A 23,047-nucleotide genomic window follows, 5' to 3' on the forward strand; every position below is an offset into this window, starting at 1 on the left:
TCGAAGGTCACCGACTTGTTGTTCACGTCGGTCACGGTCAGGGTGACTTTCTGGCCATCTTCCACGTTGCTGGTCGTGCCCTTGAGCTCGACCGCCTTGGCTTCCGCCACCGACAGGTTGCCATCGCCAATCGCCGCCAGGTCGATGCTCGGCAGGTCAGTATCCACTTCATAACCTTCGCTGTCGGTCGCGGTGGCGCTGTTGCCCGCCACGTCGGTGCTGGTCACGCTGGCATCGATGGTGCGGTCGCCATCGGCCGCCAGATCGCTGCCCGCCACCAGGATGGTGAAGCGGCCATCGGCAGCCACCTTGCCGGTGTATTCGGTGTTGTTGACGGTCAGGGTGACGGTGTCCCCTACCTTGAACTCGCCCGTCACGGTGCCGCTGACCGGGATCTGCTGACCCGCTTCAGCGGCGTTGATGACGTCGTCGGCGGTGATGTCGGCATCCAGGGTGATGGCCAGGTCAGGGGCCTTGCTATCAACACTGCCATCGTCGGTAGCGGTACCTGTGTTGCCAGACGGATCGGTGATGCTGGCCGTCACCTTATAGCTGCCTTCCGCCAGCGGAGTAGTGACATCTACGCTGTAACCACCACCCGGTTGCACGATGGCGGTCAACGTTTGTTGAGTGCCATTGGCATCGGTCACGACCAGAGTGACCGTGCTGCCAGCAGGTGCATCCGTAGTGCCCGTAATGGTCGGGGTGGTGTCATTGGTATTGTCAGGTGCATCAACAGTAATCACCGGAGCGGTTACATCCACACTGCCATCATCGGTCGCGGTGCCGGTGTTGCCGGCCGGATCGGTCACGGAAGCCGTCACCTGATAGCCCCCTTCGGCCAGCGGTGTGGCGACATCCACGGTGAAGGTGCCATTAGGTGTGACAATAGTGGTCAGGGTCTGCTGATTGCCGTTGGCATCGGTCACCACCAGGGTCACCGTGCTGCCAGCAGGCGCATCCGTGGTTCCGGTCAGGGTCGGAGTGGTGTCATTGGTATTGTCTGGCGCTACCACGGAGATGGTTGGAGGCGTAAGGTCAAATACCTCATCTTCTCCTGCAGCATCCAGCGGTGGCTCGCCATTGGTGTTGTAGGTGGTATCGAAGGTCGCTTCGGCAATGGTTGCGGAGCCGGTACGGTCGATGGTGACAAAACCGCCGTTGCCACTGGCTCCGGCGACACCACCAACCCCGCCACCACCGGCAGCAGGTGCACCGCCTGCGGCGGAGGCTTCAAAGGCCTGGGTCGGGTCAGCGCCACCCAAAATGGCTTCTTGCAGGGCACTGATATCATCGGGTGTGCCTGCGGCACTGTTTTGCGCCAGCTGGGGAGCATCTTCCTCTTCGGCAGGCTCACTCTGCTCGCTGGCAGGTTGCACATTGAAAGACTGTCCGCCGCCCATGAAACTGGCGCCATCCGGCGACATGATCACCGCCCCTTTCGGCAGCACATCCCCTTCCACCAGCAACTTGCGGCTACCATCTGCAGCCACCTGATAAACTTGACCTTTGAGCTGGGTGACGGTTACGCCCTGTTCCAGAGTAACGGAATTGGTAATCATGTTCTCTCCTGAATCCTGATTTGCATGCAAAAAGCCACAGCCTACTCTGCACAGAGAGAGAGCAAATAACCAGTTCGAAAATTCGAAAGAATAGACTGATTTGAGGCTGGACCGTTCAGCCAGACAGAAGGGTGATGAGGGGATTACCGAAAAATAAAAACTAAAATTATCAATATATTACATTATAATGGCAGGAGCATGACAAGGCATGCTCCTGTCCGGTTTAACCCTATGCACCGGCCCAGAGGATGATGGCCAGCAGTTGTGGCGAGATGATCCGCAAGAACATCACCAGCGGGTAGACAGTGGCGTATGAGAGCGCACTGGCACCACTGGTCGGGTGCATGGCGTTGGCAAAGGCCAATGCGGGAGGATCCGTCATGGAGCCAGCCAGCAAGCCACAGAGGGTGAGATAGTTCATCTTGCCATAGAGACGCGCCAGCACCCCGACCACCAGCAAGGGGATCAGGGTAATCGCTGCCCCATATAGCATCCAGGAGGGGCCATCACCGTTGATCAGGGTATCAACAAAGCCGGCCCCTGACTTGAAGCCAACCACCGCCAGAAACAGCACGATCCCGATCTCCCGCAGCGCGAGGTTGGCGCTGGGGGGCATGAACCAGTAGAGCTTGCCGATGCTGCCGATCCGCGACAGGATCAGCGCCACCACCAGCGGCCCCCCCGCCAGACCCAATTTGAGAGCGGCCGGGAATCCGGGCAGGTAGAAGGGGATGGAGCCGAGCAATACGCCGAGGCCAATCCCGATAAATACCGGCAACATCTGCACCTGTTGCAGTTTTTGTTGCACGTTGCCGACCACATTGGTCACGGCCTCGATGGCATCGAGACGACCTACCAGGTTGAGGATGTCACCAAACTGCAGACTGGTCTGGCTGGTCGGTACCAGCTCGATACCGGCCCGGTTGAGGCGCGAGATCACCACGTCATAGCGCTGTTTGATGTCAAGATCGCGGATCTTCTTGCCCAGCACCTGCTCGTTGGTCACCACGACCCGCTCCACCCTCAGGTCGGTACCGCGAGTCGATAGGGAGGTGTCGACCTCTTCACCCAGCACCAGCAACACCTTGTGCAGTGCATGGCGCTCACCAACCAGGTGCAGCAGGTCGCCCAGCTCGATACGGGAATCAGGGCGCGGCACCATCAGCTCGTCGCCACGCTTGAGGCGTGAGCAGATGACATCAGACTCGTCGAGACTCGGGATCTCGCTCAGCATCAAGCCATGCATGTTGGGGTTGCGTACCGCGATGTTGATGGTCTGCAAGCTCTCCTTGGTTTTACCTGTCTGCAACTCGAACTGGGCGGCTTCATCGTCGATCTTGATGCGAAAGAAGACCCTGACCAGCCACATGGTGAGCAAAATGCCGCAGATGCCGAATGGATAGGCCACTGCGTATCCCATCCCCATCAGCCCGGTTGAACCATGGGGAGCTCCCAGCTCCGCCAGGATCTGCTGACCCGCACCAAGAGATGGGGTATTGGTCACGGCACCGGAGAAGACCCCGAGGATCACCGGTAGCGGCACATCAAACAGTTGATGAAGTGCCGCCGCAACGATGCACCCCAGGATAACCAGCAAAGCAGCAAAGGCATTGAGCTTGAGTCCGGAGCTGCGCAATGACGAGAAAAAACCGGGGCCGACCTGAATGCCGATGGTATAGACAAACAGGATCAGGCCAAACTCTTGAATAAAATGGAGTGTTTGCTCATCGAGCGCCAGCTCTGACACCCCGGCAAAGTGACCCACTATGATGCCGCCGAACAGCACCCCACCGATCCCTAACCCAACGCCATAGACTCGCCAGTTTCCAAGCCAGAGTCCCAGCACTGCCACCAGCGACAACATGCTGATGGAAAGCGCGATTTCACTCATTTCGTGCATCCTTTGCGAATTGAACTGGCCCTAGCTTGTCAGCAAACGCTGATGCCAACTGTGTGATACCGCACGAATTTATCCTTTTACGCGCTAAAAATACCAATTAAGGGCTAGTTGCAAGACGTTAGGCGACGTAGCCGTAAATGGCCATAAAGTGACAAACGCTGCCACCCAGCACAAAGAGATGCCAGATGGCGTGGTTATAGGGGATCTGCTTGGCCACATAGAAGATGACCCCGAGGCTGTAGATAAGGCCGCCAAGCCCGAGCAGCAGCAGCCCCTCACCGGCCAGATGGATATAGAGCTGGTAGATGACCACCAGCGACAACCAGCCCAACATCAGGTAGGTAAAGAGCGACAACTTCTTGAAGCGGTTGATAAATACCAACTTGAACACCACGCCAGCCAGCGCCAGGGCCCAGATCACCACCATCAACCCCTTTGCCAGCGGCGTGTCGAGTGCAACCAGCAGGAAGGGAGTATAAGTACCGGCAATCAGCAGATAGATGGCACAGTGATCAAACACCTTGCACCAGCGTCTGGCCCGCCCTTCCGCCATGCTGTGGTAGAGGGTCGAGGCAAGATAGAGTAGCACCAGACTGCCGCCATAAAGGCTGTAGCTCACCAGCGCCTGCGTACCCTGCCCCCATCCCTTGATGAGCAACAGCACCAGCCCGACAATCCCCAGCAACAATCCCGCACCGTGACTCAGCCGGTTTGCCAGCTCCTCCCGGGGGGAGTAATCCATCACACCACTCATAACATCGACTCCACAATAACTGTGGCTCACTCTACCCAGCGCCATTTCGGAGTACAAGTGTTCGCTTAAAAAATGGAGTGGCTGTCACCCGCCCCCCTTTGGTGTATGCTCTGCCGCCGATGCCCGACAGAAGCGGCATAGACACCAACACCGGTGACCTGGTCTGGAGAACCTGATGACGTTGACTGAGCTGTTTACACAAGCGGATCCCGCCTTTGGCGAGGCGATGAACACCTTGCTGGAGAGCTTCCACCACTCCGACGACAGTCAGGCTATCTACCAGCGCGACCAGTTCACCCACCAGCTCGCTCAATCCCGAATGCCTGCGGTCGGTCTCTCCATCGATGAGTATCTGGCGCGGCTGGCCACCCTGGTACCCGGCGCATCCCATCTCACCTCGCCACGCTACATGGGTCATATGACAGCACCATTGCCGGCCTTCACTGCCGAGCTGTCGCGCCTGCTGGTGATGCTCAACCAGAATCCGATGAAGATGGAGTCCTCCCGACTGCTCAGCTTTCTGGAGCGGGAGGTGCTGGCCAAGCTGCACCGCCTCATCTATGGCAGGGACGATGCTTTCTACGGCGAGCAGATGCATGCCAAGGATGCCGCCCTCGGCGTCATGACCAGCGGCGGCACCATCGCCAACGTCACGGCGCTGTGGCTAGCCCGCAACCGTGCCTGCGGCGACAACCTGTTCGCGCTCTATGAGCAAGGCTATCGCGGTGCAGTCATTCTGGGCTCCCGGCTGATGCACTACTCCTTCGACAAGGGGATGGATCTGCTGGGACTGGGCGCCCGCAGCGTCTGGCGCCTCGAGACCGACGAGCAGAACCGGCTCAGTCTGGCTGCGCTGGAACAGGCGCTGATCCAGTGCAAAGAGCAGAAATTGAAAGTACTGGCATTGGTCGGCGTGGCAGGCAGTACCGACTTTGGCTCCATCGATCCCCTGCCTGAGCTGGCGGCCATTGCCGAACGAGAGCAGATCCACTTCCACGTGGATGCTGCCTGGGGTGGCCCGACCCTCTTCTCCCCCCGCTATCAAGGTCTGCTAGCCGGAATAGAGCAGGCCGACACCGTCACCCTGGATGGTCACAAGCAACTTCTGGTGCCGCTCGGTACCGGCATGCTGCTCTGCCGCCAGCCCGACCTGATGATGGCGGTCAAGCGGGAGGCGCCCTATGCCATTCGCGCCACCTCGTTCGATCAGGGTCGCTTTACCCTGGAGGGCACCCGCCCGGCCAACGCCCTCTATCTGGATGCCGCCTTCCAGCTCTTCGGCCAGCAAGGCTATGCCGAGCTTATCGAAGCCAACTACGACCGAGCCAGACTGATGGCCGAGCTCATCGAAAGCGACCCCGCCTTCGAGTTGATGTCTGCTCCGGTGATGAACCTGCTCTCCTATCGCTGCATCCCGCCCCATCTGCAGGGCAAGGTGCTGGATGAGACGGCCAATGCGCAGATCAACGACTTCAACGTGTCCCTGCAAAAAGCCCAGCGGGCCGAGGGGCACAGCTTTGTCTCCCGCACCCAACGAGCGGTGGTACGCTACGGTGCCCAACCGCTCACCCTGCTGCGCGCCGTGCTGCTCAACCCTCTGATTGAAGAGCGCCATCTCCGCGACCTGCTGGCCGATCAGCAGCGACTGGGGATATCCATTGCACGCCAACTGTTTGGCGACGGCACGGAACCGGCGTAAAAATGAGCGGTCTTATTCATTTGCCGTTGTCCGCCATGCAGGTAGACTGGGCGAAATTTGCAGGCCATCTTTGAGGACTAGGCGCCAGACATGAAGCAATTTATTGAATTTATTCCACTTATCGTTTTCTTCGCGGTCTACAAGTTCTACGACATCTACATGGCTACCGGCGCACTGGTGGTGGTCACCGGTCTGCAGCTCGCCTATAGCTGGATCCGCTATCGCAAAGTCGAGAAGATGCAGCTCTTTACCTTCCTGCTGGTCGGCTTCTTCGGCGGCCTCACCGTCTTCTTCCACGATGACACCTTCATCAAGTGGAAAGTGACTGTCATCAACGTGCTGTTCGCACTGGGTCTGCTCATCAGCCGCTACGGCTTTGGCAAGAATCTGATCAAACAGATGTTGGCCAAGGAACTGCAGGCACCCGATGCAGTCTGGGACAAGGTCAATCTCGGCTGGGTCGGCTTCTTTACCGTCTGTGGCCTGCTCAACCTCTATGTGGCATTCAACATGCCGCAAGAGATGTGGGTCAACTTCAAGGTGTTCGGCCTGCTGGGGATGACGCTGGTCTTTACCCTGCTGAGCGGCGTCTACCTCTACCGCCACATCCCTGCCGAGCAGTTGTCCCAGCAAAAAGACGAACTCAAAAAGTAACCCTCATCAGAAAAGGATTGTCTCATGTGGTATCTCATCTACTCCGAAGATGTCCCCGATAGCCTGCCACTGCGCAAGCAAGTTCGCCCTGCCCATCTGGCTCGCCTGCAAGCCCTGCAGGATGAAGGGCGCCTGCTGACCGCCGGCCCCAACCCGGCTATCGATGCAGAGGATCCGGCCGATGCAGGCTTTACCGGCAGCACTGTCATCGCCGAGTTTGCCTCGCAAACGGACGCCCAGGCCTGGGCCGATGCCGATCCCTATGTGGCAGCTGGCGTCTATGCCAAAGTGACCATCAAGCCGTTCAAGAAGGTCTTCTGACCCGAAGCGCATAGCGAAATAAAAAAGACCGGACTGGAAGTTCACTCCAGTCCGGTCTTTTTGCATCCCGGTATCAGCCTCACGCCCTGGCGACAAACCAAGGGTTAAGGATGTCGGGCTTGTTATAGCGCAGCGGTGAGCCATCGAGTTGGGTGACGCTGCCCCCCGCCCCCTCCAGCACCGCCTGCGCAGCGCCGGTATCCCACTCGCAGGTGGGTGCGAGGCGCGGATAGAGCTCGGCGCCCCCCTCGGCGATGATGCAGAACTTCAGCGAACTGCCCATGGAAACCAGCTCGATTTCACCAAAAGGAGCCAAGAAATCGAGGGTATCCTGCGACAGGTGGTTGCGACTGCCCACCACTCGCCATGCAGTTCCTTCACGATGAGGCCGGGTCTGGATGGACTCGCGCTTGCCACCAGCGATGCGCCAGGCCCCCGCGCCCTTGCCGCCATACCAGAGCTTGTCCAGCACCGGCGCATAAACAAGTCCCCAGCGCGGCACACCCTCTTCAATCAGGGCTATATTGACGGTGAACTCGCCGTTGCGGGAGACAAACTCCTTGGTGCCATCGAGGGGATCCACCAGCCAGTAACGGGACCAGCCGTGGCGCGCCGCCATCACCTCGGGCCCCGACTCCTCGGACAATAGAGGGATGTCGGGAGTCAGCCGTGCCAACGCCTGAACGATCACCTCATGAGCCCCCTTGTCGGCCGCAGTCAGCGGACTCTCGTCGCTCTTGTACTCCACCGCGAAGGGCTGGCTGTAGATGGCCATGATGGCCGCCCCCGCCGCGCGGGCGACAGGTTCAAGTTCGGTGATATCGGGGTGGTACATAACAGGCTCGATCAGTGAGTGAGAAACCCAGTCTATCGCGTTTGTCATCAACCGCTTATAGCTGATTGCACTGGATTATATTGCCCCCGCGTCTCTTGTCCCGTGCTGCCATCGGCCGGTACCAGCAGCACTTCGATACCGGCATTGCGCAGGCCGGAAAGGATATCGGCAGGCACGGCATCGTCGGTGATCAGGGTGTGAATTCGCAAGGTATCGATGATCTTGTGCAGGCTGCGCCGGCCAAACTTGCTGGAGTCGGTGACCACCACAATCCGCTCGGCCACCTGACACATGCAGCGGTTGAGGCGTGCCTCATCCTCATGATGGGTGCTGACGCCGCGCTCCAGATCGATGCCATCCACCCCGAGAAACAGCATGTCAAAGTGGTAGTTTTGCAGGGACTGCTCCGCTTGCGCACCGTAGAAGGAGAGCGACTTGCGGCGCAGATGTCCGCCTGTCATCAGCAGCTCCACCCCTTCTGCTTCGAGCAGTTCATTCGCCACGTTCATGCCGTTGGTCATCACCAGGATCTCCTGATGTCCCTTCAGATGGCGCGCCACCTCCAGTGTTGTCGTCCCCGAATCGAGGATAAGGCGGCAACCGGAGGGCACCAGGGTCGCCGCCAGCGCGCCGATCCGCTGTTTCACGGGAGTATTGAGCACACTCTTGTCGGCAATGGTGCGCTCCGGCACCGTCTGGCCCGGCTCGCACAACAGGGCGCCGCCGTAGGCGCGCACGGCCACCCCCTGCTTCTCCAGAAAGGCCAGATCGTTGCGGATGGTCACGGTAGAGACCTGATAGTGACTCGCCAGCTCGTTGACCTGAACGCTGCCATTGCTGCGCAGCTGCTGAATAATCCGCTCCCGCCGCTCGCTGGTTCCGAGCGCACCTTTTTCGCTTGTTTGCATAGTTCTTCTGCCGGAATGCTGTAGTGAAATATCGCTTTCACTTCGTTACGTTTGCATATTAACGCTCAGCGAAGGTGCCAAATCAAGCCTTCATTACGCTTTACCACCACTCTCATCATCTTTCCTCACTATTCAAGGCCTTTCGATACCTTTCTTTTTGTGATCCCTTTCAAGATCTGACGACTCTTTTGTTTCGTTTTCTTTTCCTCCCCACTACCGTAAAGAAAAGAAATCGAAAGAACATTTCCATCCGCAGCAACCAAGGGACATCAAAATGAAATCCATGCTGGCACTGGTCGAAAGACATAAACAGGGAGAACAGACCGGGATCTACGCCGTCTGCTCCGCTCACCCGCTGGTGCTGGAGGCCGCGCTGCGGCTGGCCGCCGAAGGAGATGAGCTGCTGCTGGTCGAGGCCACATCCAATCAGGTGGATCAGTTTGGCGGCTATACCGGCATGACCCCCGCCGACTTTCGCGATCGTCTCTACGAGCTCGCGGCACAGTGTCACTTTCCGGCGCAGCGCCTCATTCTGGGGGGAGACCATCTGGGTCCCAACCGCTGGCAGGGGGAACCGGCCGAGCAGGCCATGGCCCATGCCGGGAATCTCATCGCCAGCTATGTCGCGGCCGGGTTCAAGAAGATCCACCTCGACTGCAGCATGTCCTGTCAGGGCGATCCCGTTCCCCTGACCGACGAGCTGGTCGCTGAAAGGGCGGCATGGCTGGCGCAGATCGCCGAGCAAACCTGTCTGGCCACTTTTGGCGAGAGCGATCTGGTCTATGTGATTGGCACCGAGGTGCCGGTGCCGGGCGGCGCTCATGAAGATCTTGCCGAGCTGGCGGTCACCACGCCGGAGGCTGCGCGCCATACCCTCGAGGCCCATCAAGAGGCCTTCAACAAGGCGGGGCTGGCCCATATCTGGCCGAGGGTGATCGGTCTGGTGGTGCAACCCGGCGTCGAGTTTGACCATACCCGCGTCATCGATTACCGGCCCGAAAAAGCGGCCCCTCTTAGCCGGATGATCGAAGCCTATCCCCACATGGTATTCGAGGCCCACTCCACCGATTACCAGACTCCCGAGGCTTACCGCCAGCTGGTACGCGACCACTTTGCCATTCTCAAAGTCGGCCCTGCCCTCACCTTCGCCCTGCGCGAAGCGCTGTTTGCCCTTGCCGCCATCGAGGAGGAACTTGTGGTTGCCAAGGCCTGTTCAGGTCTGCGCAAGGTGATGGAAGAGACCATGCTGGAGCGCCCCGACTTCTGGCGTAGCCACTATCAGGGCAGTGCCAACGAGTGCCGACTGGCCCGTGGCTACAGCTATTCGGATCGCATTCGCTACTACTGGCCCGATAGCCGGGTCGATGAGTGCTACGCCAGATTGCTGGCCAATCTGGCGGCGGAGCCCATCCCGCTCCCCCTGCTGAGCCAGCATCTGCCCCTGCAGTATCGCAAGGTGCGTCAGGGCACGCTCTCGGCCAATCCCCATGACCTCATTCTCGATCAGGTGCAGGAGGTGCTGCGGCACTACGCCAGCGCCTGCACTGCGGCCTCTCGCCGCCATTCCCAGCTCGACCCCGTTGTATAAGGAGTTGCAGACATGATCCTTGGTTATTCAGAAGAGATGTTGCGCAGTGCCAATGGCCTGGCGACTGCCCGTGAAATTCGCCAGCAACCCGCCACCTGGCGCGAGACCCTTGCCATGGTCGAAGAGTGCCGTCCTGCACTGACCCGTTTTCTGCCCCCCCTGCTCGCCCGGCAAGAGCTGCGCATCATCCTGACCGGAGCTGGCACCTCCGCCTTTGCCGGTCGGGCGCTCGCCCCCTATCTCTCGGCCCACCTGCATGCCCGGGTCGAGGCGATCGCCACCACAGATATCGTCACCGATCCGGCCGAGTATCTGGCCGAAGATTGCCCGACCCTGCTTATCTCCTTTGCCCGCTCCGGCAACAGCCCCGAGAGCGTGGCGGCGGTCGAATTGGCCAGCCAGCTGCTCAGCCACTGCCACCATCTGGTACTGACCTGTAACGGTGAAGGGGCGCTCTATCGTCGCTGCCAGCAAGATGCCCACTCTCTGGCCCTGCTGATGCCGCCCCAGACCAATGATCGCAGCTTCGCCATGACCAGCAGCCTGACCAGCATGATGCTGAGCTGTCTGGCTCTCTTCCTGCCAGAGCGGTTTAACCGCCAGCGCTGCGAGCAGCTGGTCACCACCAGTGACGCCATTCTGGAGCAGGTTGTGCAGCGCGTACCGGCCTGGAACGAGCCGTTGCCCGAACGGGTCATCTATCTTGGCAGCGGCAGTCTGCAAGGGGTTGCGCAGGAGGCAGCACTCAAACTGCTGGAGCTGACCGCCGGCCGTCTGGTCGCCATGTTCGACTCCCCCACCGGCTTTCGCCACGGTCCGAAATCGGTCGTCAACGAACAGACGCTCATTGTGCTGCTCATCTCCAACGACCCTTACACCCGGCAATACGATCTGGATCTGCTGCGCGAGCTGCGAAGCGATGGCAAGGCTGCCCGGGTAGTTGCCATCGCTGACCAGCGCCATCCCGCCATCGAGGAGGGGGAGCACATCTACCTGCCCCACACCCTGCATGGCGACGATGCCCAGCTCGCCTTCTGCTACCTGCTCTATGCCCAGTACTACGCCTTCCATACCTCGCTGGGACTGGGGATCAGCCCGGACAATCCCTGCCCCACCGGTCAGGTCAACCGGGTCGTACAGGGGGTCAATATCTACCCGTTCCACCAAGAAGGAGTGCTGTGATGCCCAATATCGTATTGAGCCGGATCGATGAGCGTCTGATCCACGGTCAGGTCGGTGTCCAGTGGGTCGGCTTTGCCGGTGCCAATCTGGTGCTGGTCGCCAACGACGAGGTGGCAGAGGACCCCATCCAGCAGAACCTGATGGAGATGGTGCTGGCCGAAGGCATTGCGGTGCGGTTCTGGCCGCTCCAGAAGGTGATCGACAACATCCACAAGGCGGCGGATCGCCAGAAGATCCTGCTGGTCTGCAAAAACCCGACCGATTTCAACACCCTGGTTCAGGGAGGTGTCCCCATCTCCCGGATCAACGTCGGCAACATGCATTACGCCGACGGCAAGCGTCAAATCCACAAGACCGTATCCGTGGACGAACAGGACATCACCGCATTTCGCGCCCTGCGGGACGCCCGTGTCGAGTGCTATGTCCAGGGCGTGCCGACCGAACCGGCACAGGACATTTTCAATTTGCTCTAATTAAGGACAATTGTGATGGAAATCAGTTTTTTACAAGGTCTGCTGCTTGGCATCCTGGCGTTTTTCGCCGGACTCGACCTGTTCAACGGTCTGACCCACTTCCACCGTCCCGTGGTGCTGGGGCCGCTGGTTGGCCTCATCCTCGGCGACCTGCCCACTGGCATTCTGGTGGGCGGTACCCTGGAGCTGGTCTGGATGGGGTTGGCCCCGCTGGCGGGGGCGCAACCGCCCAACGTCATTATCGGCACCATAGTCGGCGCCACCTTCGCCATCACCACCGGGGTTAAGCCGGATGTGGCGGTCGGGGTTGCCGTTCCCTTCGCCGTGGCCGTGCAGATGGGGATCACCTTCCTCTTCTCGGTGATGTCGGGGGTGATGTCCCGCTGCGATCGCATGGCCGAAGCGGCTGACGTGCGCGGTATCGAGCGGGTCAACTACCTTGCACTGCTGGCTCTGGGCACTTTCTACTTCCTCTGTGCCTTCCTGCCCACCTACTTCGGGGCCGAACATGCCAAGGCGGCCATCGACGTGCTACCTGCCCGCCTCATCGACGGCCTCGGCGTTGCTGGCGGCATCATGCCCGCCATCGGTTTTGCCGTGCTGCTCAAGATCATGATGAAGAACGTCTATATCCCCTACTTCATCCTCGGTTTCGTCGCTGCCGCCTGGCTCCAGTTGCCGGTGCTGGCCATCGCCGCCGCCGCGCTGGCCATGGCCCTGATCGACTTCATGCGCACCACTACCCCGCAAGCTCGTCCTGTTCAGGAGGAAACCGAAGATGGCATCTAACAACACAGCTGCGCGGATCATCTCCAGCGCCGAACCGCACAATACCCGGCCACAATCCGACGACACCTATGAAGATCAGCAGCTTGGCGCCGAGCTGACCAAGCAGGATATCAACCGCTTTGCCTGGCGCTCCCTGCTGCTGCAGGCCTCCTTCAACTATGAACGGATGCAGGCCTCCGGCTGGCTCTATGGATTGCTGCCGGCACTGCAGAAGATCCACACCAATCCGCGGGATCTCTCCCGGGCCATGAAAGGGCACATGGGCTTCTTCAACACCCACCCCTTCCTGGTCACCTTCGTGATGGGGATCGTGCTGGCGATGGAGCGCTCCAAGCAGAACGTCAACAGCATCCAGAGCACCAAGATTGCCGTAGGCGCACCGCTCGGCGGGATTGGCGATGCCATGTTCTGGCTCACCCTGCTCCCCATCTGCGGCGGCATAGGGGCAGATCTGGCGCTGCAAGGTTCCATCATGGGTGCCGTGGTCTTCTTCCTGCTGTTCAACGTGGTCCACTTCGGCCTGCGTTTTGGTCTGGCGCACTACGCCTACCGCATGGGGGTAGCGGCCATTCCGGTCATTAAGGCCAACACCCGCAAGGTGGGCCATGCCGCATCCATCGTCGGTATGACGGTGATCGGCGCACTGGTCGCCACCTATGTGCGTCTTGGCACCACGCTGGAGATCACTGCCGGTGATGCAGTCGTCAAACTGCAGGCGGATGTGCTCGACAAGCTGATGCCCGCCTTCCTGCCGCTGCTCTACACCCTGGCGATGTACGCCCTGATCCGCAAAGGCTGGAGCCCGCTGCGCCTCATCGTCATCACGGTGGTACTCGGTATCGTCGGCAAGTTCGCCGGTTTCCTCTAATCCGGAGCCGGCAGCAAGCCGGCCCCCTTTGCAGTAAAGGAACAGACTATGTTGGGCATCATCATTTGTGGTCATGGCGGTTTCGCCAGCGGTCTGGAGCGCGCCATGCGGCAGATCCTCGGCGAACAGGAAGCGGTTATCGCCATCGACTTTCCCGAGAGCTCCACCACCGCCCTGCTGCAGGCACAGTGCGAAGCGGCGCTGGCAGAGGTCGACAAGGGGGATGGCGTGGTTTTCCTGACCGACCTGCTCGGCGGCACCCCGTTTCGGGTCGCCTCAACCCTCTCACTGCACCAGCCAGAACGGGAGGTTATTACCGGTACCAACCTGCAACTGCTGCTGGAGATGGCGCTGGAACGCGATGGCCTCAGCGCCCGTGAATTCCGCCAGCAGGCCCTTGATTGCGGCCACCGGGGTCTCACCTCGCTGGCGGATGAGATGGGTAAAGAGCGTCAGGCAGATGTCGCTCTCGTTGAGGAGGGCATCTAAATGGCCTCAAGGATCCGTGCCCGTCGCCTGCTGACCGAACAGGGTTGGCTGGAACATCAGGAGCTGACCCATGAAGGGGGCATCATCACCGCCATCGCTCCCATCACGGATGGAAAGCCGGCGCGAGATGTCGAGCTGTTGGTGCCTGCGCTGATCGACGGTCATGTCCACGGCGGTGCCGGTGTCGATGTCATGGATAGCGATAGCAATGCCTTGGCTACCTTGTCGATGGCCAAGGCGGCAGAAGGGGTTGGCGCTTTTCTTGCCACCACGGTCACCGCCCCACTCCCCGAGATAGAGCAAGCCCTTGCCCGCATTGCCGATGGCGTTGTCCGCGGCATGCCGGGCGCCGAGCTGCTCGGCTGCTATCTGGAAGGGCCCTACTTCACGCCGGACAACAAGGGCGCCCACGATCAGGCGCTGTTTCGGGAGCTGGATATTGCCGAACTGAACCACCTGCAACAGCTGGCGCGCGGCACCCTGAAGGTGGTCGCGCTGGCACCGGAAAAGCCCAACGCCATCGCGTCCATTCACCATCTTGCCGCAAACGGCGTGCGGGTGATGCTGGGCCACTCGGCGGCGGATCACGACACCACCATGGCGGCGCTGGCAGCGGGCGCCTCCGGGCTGGTGCACTGCTTCAACGGCATGCGCGGCCTGCACCACCGCGAACCCGGCATGGTCGGTGCGGGCCTTGTTCATCCTGCTGCCTGGCTGGAGCTGATCGCCGATGGCCATCATCTCCACCCGAGCGTGCTCAAGCTCTGTCACTGCTGCGCCGGCCAGCGCCTGCTCTTGGTCACCGATGCGATGCGCGCCGCCGGTATGCCCGACGGTCACTATCTGCTTGGCAACTATCGGGTCGAGATGAAAAACGGCGTGGTACGCACCGACACCGGCGGTCTGGCGGGCAGCACCCTCACCCTGCTTGGCGCCGTACGCAACATGGTGCAGCTGGCGAACGTACCGCTCGATGAAGCCATCGCAATGGCCTCGCTGGCACCAGCAAAGATGCTCGGCATTGCCGATCGCCTCGGTTCACTGGCAGTTGGCAAACAGGCCAACCTGCTCGCTCTCACCACTGAACTCAATCAACAACACATCTGGGTGGCTGGCCGGGAGATAAATCCGACCAACCTCTCCTCCCTTTTCTCAGGATCTCGCGTCAATCAGGACGCTCAGGAGTCACTATGTATCTGATCTCTTCCCATGAAATGCTCAAAGATGCCCAGCGCCGCGGCTACGCCGTACCGGCTTTCAACATCCACAACCTGGAAACCGTGCAGGTGGTGGCTCGCACCGCCGCTCGCATGCGCTCTCCGGTGATTTTAGCTGGCACCCCTGGTACCTATCGCCATGCCGGGGTCGAGTATCTGGTCTCCATCTGTCAGGCTGCCGCCCATGAATATCGCATCCCGCTGGTGCTGCATCTGGATCACCACGAAGACGAGCAGGATATCCACAACAAGGTCGAAGCGGGGATTCGCTCAGCCATGATCGATGCCTCGCACTTGCCGTTTGAAGAGAACATCGAGAAGGTGCGCAGCGTGGTGACCTTCTGCCACCGCATGGGCGCCAGCGTCGAAGCGGAGCTGGGCCAGCTGGGCGGTCAGGAAGATGACCTCATCGTCGATGCCGCTCATGCCAAATTTACCGACCCGCTCAAGGCGGCCGAGTTTGTCCGCCGTACCGGTATCGACTCGCTGGCGGTGGCCATCGGCACCGCCCACGGCCTCTACAAGGAGGAGCCCCGTCTGGACTTCGCCCGCCTCGCCGCCATTCGCGAGCAGGTGGATATTCCGCTGGTGCTGCACGGCGCCTCCGGCGTACCGGAAGCCGATGTGCGCCGCTGCATCGAACTCGGGATCTGCAAGGTCAACGTTGCGACCGAACTGAAGATCGCCTTCGCCGATGCGATGAAAGCCTTCCTTGGCTCTCATCCGGATGCCAGCGACCCGCGCCAGTATCTGGTGCCCGCCATGGCCGCCATGGAGGAAGTTGTCGAGGCGAAAATCCGTATGTGCATGAGCAATAACAAGATTTGATAACAATAAAATGACGGTAACAGGTCTGGGAGATAATAATGATGGCTCGCGCATCCTTGCGAAATAAGGTATGGGAATTTGCCCAGAGTTTGGGGAAAACATTCATGTTTCCCGTCTCTCTGATGGCATTCATGGGACTACTGCTGGGGGTGGGGTCATCCATTACCAGCCCCTCCACCATAGATAATTTTCCTTTTCTTGGTGGAGAATATACCCAGCTCGTCTTCAATCTGGTGGCAACCGTAGGCAGCTTCGGCTTCACCTATCTGCCCATCATGTTTGCCATCGGTATTCCGATGGGATTGACCGAAAAGAACAAGGGTGTCGCGGCCTATTCCGGTTTCGTCGGCTATATGGCGATGAATATCGGGATCAACTTCTATCTCGCCAGTACCAGCCAACTGGCTTCGCCGGAAAATATCAAACTGGCGGGGCAAGCCATGGTGATGGGGGTTCAGACCCTCTCCATGGGTGTGCTGGGTGGCATAGTGTCGGGGATCGTAACCTACTTCATCCATCGCCGTTTTTATAACCTCAAACTGCACGACGCCTTCTCGTTCTTCAGCGGCCTGCGCTCCGTGCCCATCATCACCGTGCTGGTCATGTCGCTGATAGGTCTCGCCATGCCGCTCTTCTGGCACTATGTGGCGCTCGGTATTACTGCGGTCGGCAACATGATCATCTCTGCCGGCTCTTTTGGTGCCTTCCTCTACGGAGTGGCCATCAACCTGCTCAAACCGCTCGGTCTGCACCACATCATGCTGGCCATGGTGCGCTTTACCCCGGCAGGCGGTACCGAGCTGGTCAATGGCGAAACCATTTCCGGCGCGCTCAATATCTTCTTCGCCCAGTTGAAAGCGGGTGAACCTATCAGCCCGGCAGCAACCGCCTTCCTGTCGCAAGGGTTTATGCCGACCTTTATATTCGGTCTGCCTGCTGCAGCGTTGGCCATGTATATGGCAGCCACGCCCGGCAATCGAACCAGAATCAAGAGCCTGATTATCTCCGGGGTACTGGTCTCTATCGTGACCGGTATTTCCGAGCCCATCGAATTCCTGTTCCTGTTTGTCGCGCCGGTACTCTATCTGTTCCATGTCTTTATGACCGGCGCCGCGCTCTTTGTGGTGGCCATGTGTGGCGTCACCATCGGCAATACCGATGGCAGTGCACTCGACCTGCTTATTTTCGGCATCATGCAGGGCTGGCAAACCAAGTGGTATCTGATAATTCCCATTGGCCTTATCTGGTCTGCCATCTATTTCACCGTCTTCTACTGGTACATCAAGAAATATGACATCAAGACCCCCGGCAGGAATGAGGTCGATGATATGCAGATTGCGAAGCACGACCCGGCCGTGATCCTGAGTGCCCTCGGTGGCAAGGAGAATATCGTCAGCCTGGACAACTGCGTCACACGGCTGAGACTGGTGGTACACGACATGGGCAAGCTGCAGGAAAAGATCCTGAAACAGGCTGGCGCCCTCTCCGTCGTCAAGATCGACGAGCACAGCGTGCAGGTCATTATTGGCGCTCAGGTTCAAACCGTGAAGGATAATCTCGATGCTCTCCTGTAAAGATCGGGAGGCCCTGCGCCTTCCCACCCCCTCCACCGACTTGCGACCCTCCCGTTTCGACGAGCTTGCAGATCGCATCAGCGACAAATGCCGCAAGTGGGATATGAAAGTGATCGAGAGCCGCTTTGGCCCCGTTCCCGCCGACAGCATTCCCATGTGGATTGCCGATATGGATTTCAAATCACCGCCGGCTGTGGCTCGCAAGTTCAGCGAAATCATCAGCTGGGGCACCTTCAGCTACACCCACTGCATCGATGATTTCTACGAGGCGGTCATCAACTTCCAGGCCCGCCACCACAAGGTCGCGGTGGAGCGGGAGTGGATCACCCTCTCCTATGGCACCGTCTCCACCCTGCACTACACGGTGCAGGCATTCTGCCAGCCGGGTGACAGCATCATCATGAACACCCCGGTCTATGATCCCTTTGCCAAAGCGGCCGAAAGGCAGGGGGTCAAGGTTGTCGCCAACCCGTTAGCCCTGAGCAAAGGGCGATACCGGATCGATCTGGCGAAGCTGGAGGAGCAGATCATTGGCCACAAGCCAAAAATCTACTTCCTCTGCTCCCCCCACAACCCGTCGGGCAGGATCTGGAGTCAGGCCGAACTGGAAGCCGTTGCCGACATCTGCCTGCGCCATCAGGTGTTGATGATGGTCGATGAAGTGCATGCCGAGCACATCATCCATGGCGAGTTCATCTCCTTTCTGGCGCTGGAGGAGCGTTACCGCAACAACATGATGCTGATGAGCTCGCCCAACAAGGCATTCAATCTGGGCGGATTGAAAACCTCCTACAGCATCATTCCAAATCCGCAGATCAGAAGCCGCTTCAGAGCGCGTCTTGAGCGGAACTCCATCACCTCTCCCAACGTGTTCGGGCTCTGGGGAATTATCACCGCCTATAACGAGTGCGATGAGTGGCTGGCCGACTTGAATCTCTATCTGAGAGAGAACTACGCCCTGCTGGCGTGCTACTTCAGGGAGAACCTGCCCGATTTCCAAGTCATGCCGATGGATGCCTCCTATCTGGTCTGGGTCAATACCAAAGGGAGCGGAATGAGCGCAAGCGAGGTGACCCACAGATGGGCGGTCGAAGCGGGTGTCATCATCGAAGATGGCTCCCACTACGTCAGCGATGGCGAAGAGTATGTGCGGATCAACTTAGGCACCTCCCGCCAGCTGCTCGGCGAGGCGCTGCAACGTCTGGGAAAATGGGCACAGCAGCAGGCCTGACGACTTCCGATATTCCCATCGGTAGAAACAACAAAAGGGACGCCAAAGCGTCCCTTTTGTTTCATATGGCCACTGTGCGTTGCCAGTGCCAGAAGCATCAGATCCCCTGACGGGCTTCCTGCATCAGCAGGCGCATATCGCTCACGGCCTTGGCCAGACCATCGAAGGCGGCGCGGCCGATGATGGCGTGGCCGATGTTGAGCTCATAGAGCTCGGGGATGGCGGCGATGGCCTTGACGTTGTGGTAGTGCAGGCCGTGGCCGGCATTGACCTTGAGCCCCTTGCCAGCGGCATAGGAGGCGCCGGCGGCAATGCGCTTGAACTCGGCGTTGCGCTCGGCATCGGTAGTTGCATCGGCGTAACGGCCAGTGTGGATCTCGATAAAGGGGGCGCCACTCTCGGCAGCCGCATCGATCTGGATTGGGTCGGCATCGATAAAGAGGGATACCTGGGCACCCACAGCAGAGAGGCGGGCAACTGCGTCAGTCACCTTGTCCAGCTGACCGGCCACGTCCAGACCGCCCTCGGTGGTCACTTCGGTGCGCTTCTCCGGCACCAGACAGACGAAGTGGGGCTTGATGCGGCAGGCGATGCCGATCATCTCTTCGGTCACCGCCATCTCCAGGTTCATTCTGGTCTGGATGGTCTGGCGCAGGATCTCCACATCGCGGTCAGTGATGTGGCGGCGATCTTCACGCAGATGCACGGTAATGCCATCAGCCCCGGCCTGCTCGGCCACGAAGGCGGCCTGTACCGGATCCGGATACTGGGTGCCACGGGCGTTGCGCAGGGTGGCGATATGGTCGATGTTCACACCCAGATAGATTTCACTCATTGAGAACTCCTTGAAAGGCTTCATCTGTTGACTGCGCGGCTACCGCGCGGATATCCATATATCAGCTCGTAGGTTCGATTAGCGCAGCGTAATCGGACCTAGGTAACATTCTTGCCATGTCGGGTAACGCCGAAAAGTGGTTAGCCCAGACTGCTTCGTCGCTTCAAAAACAGCTCCCGGCTCTTCAACTGGCGCCGCCCCAGATAGGGCTGCAGCGCCAGCCGGCTGAAACGCTTGGCCGCCTGCAGCAGGGGCGCACTGTCGAAGCGCCCCTCGGCAAAGGCCAGCAGGTGCGCGCCGAGAAACAGGGTACGGGGATCCGGCGCCCGCTCGCAAGCGACAAAGCCCAATTCACGCTCGAAGCCGTACAGCAGCTCGGGCTGGATCGGCGACTCGTCGTCGGCGGCATATTCGAAGTCCACCGCGTAGCCGAGCGCCTGCAGCAGCAGGAATTCGAAGCGGCGCAGCGGCAGCTCCGGCGTCTCGCCGTCGGCCAGCGCCATGATGGCGCGGGCATAGGCGTCAAACACTTCGGGGAACGGGGTGTGGGCTTCCAGCAGGTAGTAGACCAGCTCGTTGAGATAGAGGCCGTAGAAGAGGCGATCGCCGCCGAGGCGCAGGGAGTGATCCGGGCACTCGACCTGGGTGAGATTCTTGAGATCGCCCTTGCCGCGCCAGGCGATGGTGAGCAGGGTAAAGGGTTGCAATAGCCCCTTCAGAGGCGAGCGTGGCCCGCGGGAACCGCGAGCCACCAGAGTAAAACGGCCACTATCCTGGGTGAAAACCTCGACCAGCTGGCTGGTCTCCCGATAGGGCCGACTGTGGATGACGAAAGCCGGGGTCAGCAATCAGTCGTCACCGTAGCCGAGACTGCGCAGGGCGCGCTCGTCGTCAGCCCAACCGGATTTGACCTTGACCCACAGCTCCAGGTGCACCTTGTTCTGGAACAGCCGCTCCATGTCGAGGCGCGCCTCGGTGCCGATGGTCTTGATCTTCTCGCCCTTGTTGCCGATGACCATCTTCTTCTGGCCATCGCGCTCCACCAGAATGAGGCCATGGATGTGGTAGAGGCCGTTCTCTTCCACCTTGAAGCGCTCGATCTCCACCGTCACCGAGTAGGGCAGCTCCTCACCGGTGAAGCGCATCAGCTTCTCGCGGATGATTTCGGAGGCCATAAAGCGGGAGGAGCGGTCGGTCACGTAATCTTCCGGGAAGAAGTGGACGTTTTCCGGCAGCAGATCCTTGGCCCACTCGCGGATCTTCTCCACGTTGGTGCCCTTTTCGGCACTGATGGGCAGAATATGGGCGAAGTTCATCTGTTGGCCCAGCCACTCGAGGTGCGGCAGCAGATCTTCTTTCTCTTTGACGTTGTCGATCTTGTTGACCGCCAGCACCACGGGGCACTTGAGATTGCGCAGCTTGCCCAGCACCATCTCGTCATCTTTGGTCCAGTGGGTACCGTCGACCATGAACACCACCATGGCCACGTCCCCCAGCGAACTGGTGGCGGCACGGTTCATCAGGCGGTTGATGGCCCGTTTCTCTTCAATGTGCAGACCCGGGGTATCGACATAGATGGTCTGGTAGTTATCCTCGGTGTCGATCCCCAAAATCCGGTGACGGGTGGTCTGGGGCTTCTTCGAGGTGATGCTGACCTTCTGGCCAAGCAGCTTGTTGAGCAGGGTGGACTTGCCCACATTCGGGCGGCCCACGATGGCGACAAAGCCGCAGTAGGTAGTATCTGTCATGACAGTTTTTCCAATGCTTGCTGCGCCGCGGCCTGTTCGGCCTTGCGACGGCTGGTGCCGACCCCGACGAGGGGACCATCCAGACCTTCCACGTCACACTGGACGGTGAACTCCTGGTTGTGGGCCTCGCCCTTGACGTTGGTCACGGTGTAGGTCGGCAGGGATTTGCGGCTTCCCTGCAAAATTTCTTGCAGACGGGTCTTGGGATCTTTCTGCTCGATGCCCGGCTTGATCTCTTCCAGGCGGCTGGCATACCAGCTCAGCAGCAGTGTCCGCACCGTCTCAAGATTGGTATCCAGATAGACGGCACCGATCACCGCCTCGACCGTGTCGGCCAGGATGGATTCGCGGCGAAAACCGCCGCTCTTGAGTTCGCCGGGACCGAGGATCAAGTGATCCCCGAGGTCGAACTCCCGGCCCAGTTCGGCCAGGGTCTTCTCGCGCACCAGGGTGGCGCGCATCCGGCTGAGATCCCCTTCCGCCGCTTGCGGGAAGCGGTGGAACAGATCGTCGGCAATCACCAGACTCAAAATGGAGTCACCCAGAAATTCCAGTCGCTCATTGTGACGGGAACCGGCGCTGCGGTGAGTCAGCGCACGGGTCAGCAGTTCCAGATCCGCAAAGACATGCCCGAGACGGGACTGCAGTCTGTTCATCTTGATATTCATTTACTTGATTCCGCCAATGCGGTTGAAGCGCACACCTGTCGGTACCCAACTTGGCAGCAGGGAGCCTTCTTCGCGCTCGAATTCAAAACTTATCCAGATAGCGACCGCCTTGCCGACCAGATTCTGCTCGGGCACAAAGCCCCAGAAGCGGCTGTCGGTGCTGTTGTCGCGGTTGTCGCCCATCACGAAATACTGACCTTCCGGTACCACCCACTCGTCGGGGTAGGTGCCGGGCTGGCGATAGTAACGGCCAACCATGTCGGGCATCAGCGGATTGCGCAGGGTCTCGTGGGAGACATCACCCAACTGCTCGGTATAGCGGTCAAGGGGGATCCCCATCTGGGTAAATTCGCCTCTTTGTTCAAACTTGACGTCGAGCTTCTTGAAGCCCGGGCACGTTTTCCCTTCCTGCTCTTCGCACTTGGGCCGGATCATAAGTTCCTTGTTGCGATAGATGACCCGATCACCCGGCATGCCGACCACCCGCTTGATGTAGTCAACGCGCGGTTCAAGGGGATACTTGAACACCACCACGTCGCCACGCTTGGGCTCGCCAGTATCGAGGAACTTGGTGTTGGTCACCGGGTCCCGCAGACCATAGGCAAATTTTTCCACCAGGATGAAGTCGCCCACCAGCAGGGTGGGCATCATGGAACCTGACGGGATCTGGAACGGTTCAAAAATGAACGAACGCAGGATCAGCACAAAGGTGATGACCGGGAACACCCCGGCGGTCTGCTCAATCCAGACCGGCACGGGGGCGACCTTGGCCAGGGTCTTCTCATCCAGGTGGGCACCGCCATGGGCACGAGCCACGGCAATCTTGGCGGCGCGCTGCTTGGACCAAATCATCTTGTCCAGACACCAGATAACACCGGTGATCGCGCAGACCACCACCAGGATCAGGGAAAACGTGCTTGCCAT

General features: G+C 59.7%; 23 protein-coding genes. 13 read left to right on the plus strand and 10 right to left on the minus strand.

Annotated features, from left to right (window positions below):
• The 3 genes from G5315_RS19175 to trhA form a co-directional block, all read right to left on the minus strand.
• Positions 1–1,562: retention module-containing protein (locus G5315_RS19175; RefSeq protein ID WP_421333736.1), on the minus strand; the 1,562-nt coding region annotated here is incomplete at its 3' end.
• A 229-nt stretch (positions 1,563–1,791) separates the two neighbouring features.
• On the minus strand, positions 1,792–3,453 hold the full coding sequence (locus G5315_RS19180; RefSeq protein ID WP_216952965.1) for a putative transporter: 1,662 nt from the start codon (positions 3,451–3,453) through the stop codon (positions 1,792–1,794).
• A gap of 127 nt (positions 3,454–3,580) precedes the next feature.
• Positions 3,581–4,216, minus strand: a complete 636-nt coding sequence (trhA, locus tag G5315_RS19185) for a PAQR family membrane homeostasis protein TrhA (protein WP_005335337.1) — start codon at positions 4,214–4,216, stop codon at positions 3,581–3,583.
• A 175-nt stretch (positions 4,217–4,391) separates the two neighbouring features.
• Here trhA and G5315_RS19190 point away from each other — a divergent pair, with 175 nt between their 5' ends.
• The 3 genes from G5315_RS19190 to G5315_RS19200 all read left to right on the plus strand — a co-directional run bounded on the left by G5315_RS19190 (position 4,392) and on the right by G5315_RS19200 (position 6,890).
• Positions 4,392–5,915: an aminotransferase class V-fold PLP-dependent enzyme gene (locus G5315_RS19190; protein WP_421333737.1), complete on the plus strand. Its 1,524-nt coding sequence runs from the start codon at positions 4,392–4,394 to the stop codon at positions 5,913–5,915.
• 90 nt (positions 5,916–6,005) lie between these two features.
• Positions 6,006–6,569: a septation protein A gene (locus G5315_RS19195; RefSeq protein WP_216952963.1), complete on the plus strand. Its 564-nt coding sequence runs from the start codon at positions 6,006–6,008 to the stop codon at positions 6,567–6,569.
• Between the two features lie 24 nt (positions 6,570–6,593).
• Positions 6,594–6,890: a YciI family protein gene (locus tag G5315_RS19200; protein WP_421333739.1), complete on the plus strand. Its 297-nt coding sequence runs from the start codon at positions 6,594–6,596 to the stop codon at positions 6,888–6,890.
• 79 nt (positions 6,891–6,969) lie between these two features.
• On the opposite strand, the gene cysQ is transcribed toward G5315_RS19200, so the two are convergent.
• Positions 6,970–7,725, minus strand: a complete 756-nt coding sequence (cysQ, locus tag G5315_RS19205) for a 3'(2'),5'-bisphosphate nucleotidase CysQ (RefSeq protein WP_421333741.1) — start codon at positions 7,723–7,725, stop codon at positions 6,970–6,972.
• A gap of 47 nt (positions 7,726–7,772) precedes the next feature.
• Positions 7,773–8,633: a DeoR family transcriptional regulator gene (locus G5315_RS19210; RefSeq protein WP_421210076.1), complete on the minus strand. Its 861-nt coding sequence runs from the start codon at positions 8,631–8,633 to the stop codon at positions 7,773–7,775.
• Between the two features lie 274 nt (positions 8,634–8,907).
• On the opposite strand from G5315_RS19210, the gene kbaZ reads away from it, so the two are divergent.
• From kbaZ to G5315_RS19260, 10 genes are all read left to right on the plus strand, one after another.
• Positions 8,908–10,221 carry a tagatose-bisphosphate aldolase subunit KbaZ gene (kbaZ, locus tag G5315_RS19215; RefSeq protein WP_421333742.1) on the plus strand — a complete coding sequence of 438 codons (1,314 nt, stop codon included), beginning with the start codon at positions 8,908–8,910 and terminating at the stop codon, positions 10,219–10,221.
• A gap of 12 nt (positions 10,222–10,233) precedes the next feature.
• Positions 10,234–11,403, plus strand: coding sequence for an SIS domain-containing protein (locus tag G5315_RS19220; RefSeq protein ID WP_421333744.1), 1,170 nt, complete (start codon positions 10,234–10,236; stop codon positions 11,401–11,403).
• Positions 11,403–11,876 carry a PTS N-acetylgalactosamine transporter subunit IIB gene (gene agaV / locus G5315_RS19225; RefSeq protein WP_005335358.1) on the plus strand — a complete coding sequence of 158 codons (474 nt, stop codon included), beginning with the start codon at positions 11,403–11,405 and terminating at the stop codon, positions 11,874–11,876. Before G5315_RS19220 ends, agaV begins: the two co-directional genes overlap by 1 nt.
• Before the next feature lie 15 nt (positions 11,877–11,891).
• Positions 11,892–12,665, plus strand: coding sequence for a PTS N-acetylgalactosamine transporter subunit IIC (gene agaW, locus G5315_RS19230; RefSeq protein WP_058053249.1), 774 nt, complete (start codon positions 11,892–11,894; stop codon positions 12,663–12,665).
• On the plus strand, positions 12,655–13,533 hold the full coding sequence (agaE, locus tag G5315_RS19235; RefSeq protein ID WP_005354370.1) for a PTS N-acetylgalactosamine transporter subunit IID: 879 nt from the start codon (positions 12,655–12,657) through the stop codon (positions 13,531–13,533). The genes agaW and agaE overlap by 11 nt, the downstream gene beginning before the upstream one ends.
• 48 nt (positions 13,534–13,581) lie before the next feature.
• On the plus strand, positions 13,582–14,022 hold the full coding sequence (agaF, locus tag G5315_RS19240; RefSeq protein WP_421333745.1) for a PTS galactosamine/N-acetylgalactosamine transporter subunit IIA: 441 nt from the start codon (positions 13,582–13,584) through the stop codon (positions 14,020–14,022).
• Positions 14,023–15,222 (plus strand): N-acetylglucosamine-6-phosphate deacetylase, encoded by a 1,200-nt coding sequence (gene nagA, locus G5315_RS19245; RefSeq protein WP_421333747.1) that lies wholly within the window; start codon positions 14,023–14,025, stop codon positions 15,220–15,222.
• Positions 15,213–16,067 carry a tagatose bisphosphate family class II aldolase gene (locus G5315_RS19250; protein WP_421333749.1) on the plus strand — a complete coding sequence of 285 codons (855 nt, stop codon included), beginning with the start codon at positions 15,213–15,215 and terminating at the stop codon, positions 16,065–16,067. Before nagA ends, G5315_RS19250 begins: the two co-directional genes overlap by 10 nt.
• A 104-nt stretch (positions 16,068–16,171) precedes the next feature.
• Positions 16,172–17,641: a maltose/glucose-specific PTS transporter subunit IIBC gene (malX, locus tag G5315_RS19255; protein ID WP_421333750.1), complete on the plus strand. Its 1,470-nt coding sequence runs from the start codon at positions 16,172–16,174 to the stop codon at positions 17,639–17,641.
• Positions 17,628–18,872: a MalY/PatB family protein gene (locus tag G5315_RS19260; RefSeq protein WP_421333751.1), complete on the plus strand. Its 1,245-nt coding sequence runs from the start codon at positions 17,628–17,630 to the stop codon at positions 18,870–18,872. Before malX ends, G5315_RS19260 begins: the two co-directional genes overlap by 14 nt.
• Before the next feature lie 97 nt (positions 18,873–18,969).
• Here G5315_RS19260 and pdxJ read toward each other — a convergent pair whose 3' ends face one another.
• From pdxJ to lepB, 5 genes are all read right to left on the minus strand, one after another.
• A complete protein-coding gene (gene pdxJ, locus G5315_RS19265; RefSeq protein WP_005335389.1) occupies positions 18,970–19,707 on the minus strand; it encodes a pyridoxine 5'-phosphate synthase in 738 nt (245 codons plus the stop codon).
• A gap of 140 nt (positions 19,708–19,847) precedes the next feature.
• On the minus strand, positions 19,848–20,555 hold the full coding sequence (gene recO, locus G5315_RS19270; protein ID WP_421333753.1) for a DNA repair protein RecO: 708 nt from the start codon (positions 20,553–20,555) through the stop codon (positions 19,848–19,850).
• Positions 20,556–21,455, minus strand: a complete 900-nt coding sequence (era, locus tag G5315_RS19275; RefSeq protein ID WP_005335393.1) for a GTPase Era — start codon at positions 21,453–21,455, stop codon at positions 20,556–20,558.
• The gene (gene rnc, locus G5315_RS19280; RefSeq protein WP_005335394.1) at positions 21,452–22,123 is read right to left on the minus strand and encodes a ribonuclease III; all 672 of its coding nucleotides are present in this window, start codon (positions 22,121–22,123) and stop codon (positions 21,452–21,454) included. Before rnc ends, era begins: the two co-directional genes overlap by 4 nt.
• Positions 22,124–23,047: a signal peptidase I gene (gene lepB / locus G5315_RS19285; protein ID WP_421333755.1), complete on the minus strand. Its 924-nt coding sequence runs from the start codon at positions 23,045–23,047 to the stop codon at positions 22,124–22,126.

This window comes from Aeromonas sp. 603607, assembly GCF_049171595.1.
GTDB classification, from domain to species: Bacteria; Pseudomonadota; Gammaproteobacteria; order Enterobacterales; family Aeromonadaceae; genus Aeromonas; species Aeromonas veronii.

Bases quoted from the DNA above. Each gene is read 5' to 3' on its own strand.
- cysQ (WP_421333741.1), bottom strand. From the start codon at position 7,725: ATGTACCACCCCGATATCACCGAACTTGAACCTGTCGCCCGCGCGGCG.
- agaV (WP_005335358.1), top strand. From the start codon at position 11,403: ATGCCCAATATCGTATTGAGCCGGATCGATGAGCGTCTGATCCACGGT.
- G5315_RS19220 (WP_421333744.1), top strand. From the start codon at position 10,234: ATGATCCTTGGTTATTCAGAAGAGATGTTGCGCAGTGCCAATGGCCTG.
- G5315_RS19210 (WP_421210076.1), bottom strand. From the start codon at position 8,633: ATGCAAACAAGCGAAAAAGGTGCGCTCGGAACCAGCGAGCGGCGGGAG.
- malX (WP_421333750.1), top strand. From the start codon at position 16,172: ATGTTTCCCGTCTCTCTGATGGCATTCATGGGACTACTGCTGGGGGTG.
- lepB (WP_421333755.1), bottom strand. From the start codon at position 23,047: ATGGCAAGCACGTTTTCCCTGATCCTGGTGGTGGTCTGCGCGATCACC.
- G5315_RS19260 (WP_421333751.1), top strand. From the start codon at position 17,628: ATGCTCTCCTGTAAAGATCGGGAGGCCCTGCGCCTTCCCACCCCCTCC.
- agaW (WP_058053249.1), top strand. From the start codon at position 11,892: ATGGAAATCAGTTTTTTACAAGGTCTGCTGCTTGGCATCCTGGCGTTT.
- G5315_RS19180 (WP_216952965.1), bottom strand. From the start codon at position 3,453: ATGAGTGAAATCGCGCTTTCCATCAGCATGTTGTCGCTGGTGGCAGTG.
- agaE (WP_005354370.1), top strand. From the start codon at position 12,655: ATGGCATCTAACAACACAGCTGCGCGGATCATCTCCAGCGCCGAACCG.
- G5315_RS19250 (WP_421333749.1), top strand. From the start codon at position 15,213: ATGTATCTGATCTCTTCCCATGAAATGCTCAAAGATGCCCAGCGCCGC.
- rnc (WP_005335394.1), bottom strand. From the start codon at position 22,123: ATGAATATCAAGATGAACAGACTGCAGTCCCGTCTCGGGCATGTCTTT.
- G5315_RS19195 (WP_216952963.1), top strand. From the start codon at position 6,006: ATGAAGCAATTTATTGAATTTATTCCACTTATCGTTTTCTTCGCGGTC.
- pdxJ (WP_005335389.1), bottom strand. From the start codon at position 19,707: ATGAGTGAAATCTATCTGGGTGTGAACATCGACCATATCGCCACCCTG.
- nagA (WP_421333747.1), top strand. From the start codon at position 14,023: ATGGCCTCAAGGATCCGTGCCCGTCGCCTGCTGACCGAACAGGGTTGG.
- kbaZ (WP_421333742.1), top strand. From the start codon at position 8,908: ATGAAATCCATGCTGGCACTGGTCGAAAGACATAAACAGGGAGAACAG.
- era (WP_005335393.1), bottom strand. From the start codon at position 21,455: ATGACAGATACTACCTACTGCGGCTTTGTCGCCATCGTGGGCCGCCCG.
- trhA (WP_005335337.1), bottom strand. From the start codon at position 4,216: ATGAGTGGTGTGATGGATTACTCCCCCCGGGAGGAGCTGGCAAACCGG.
- G5315_RS19190 (WP_421333737.1), top strand. From the start codon at position 4,392: ATGACGTTGACTGAGCTGTTTACACAAGCGGATCCCGCCTTTGGCGAG.
- agaF (WP_421333745.1), top strand. From the start codon at position 13,582: ATGTTGGGCATCATCATTTGTGGTCATGGCGGTTTCGCCAGCGGTCTG.
- G5315_RS19200 (WP_421333739.1), top strand. From the start codon at position 6,594: ATGTGGTATCTCATCTACTCCGAAGATGTCCCCGATAGCCTGCCACTG.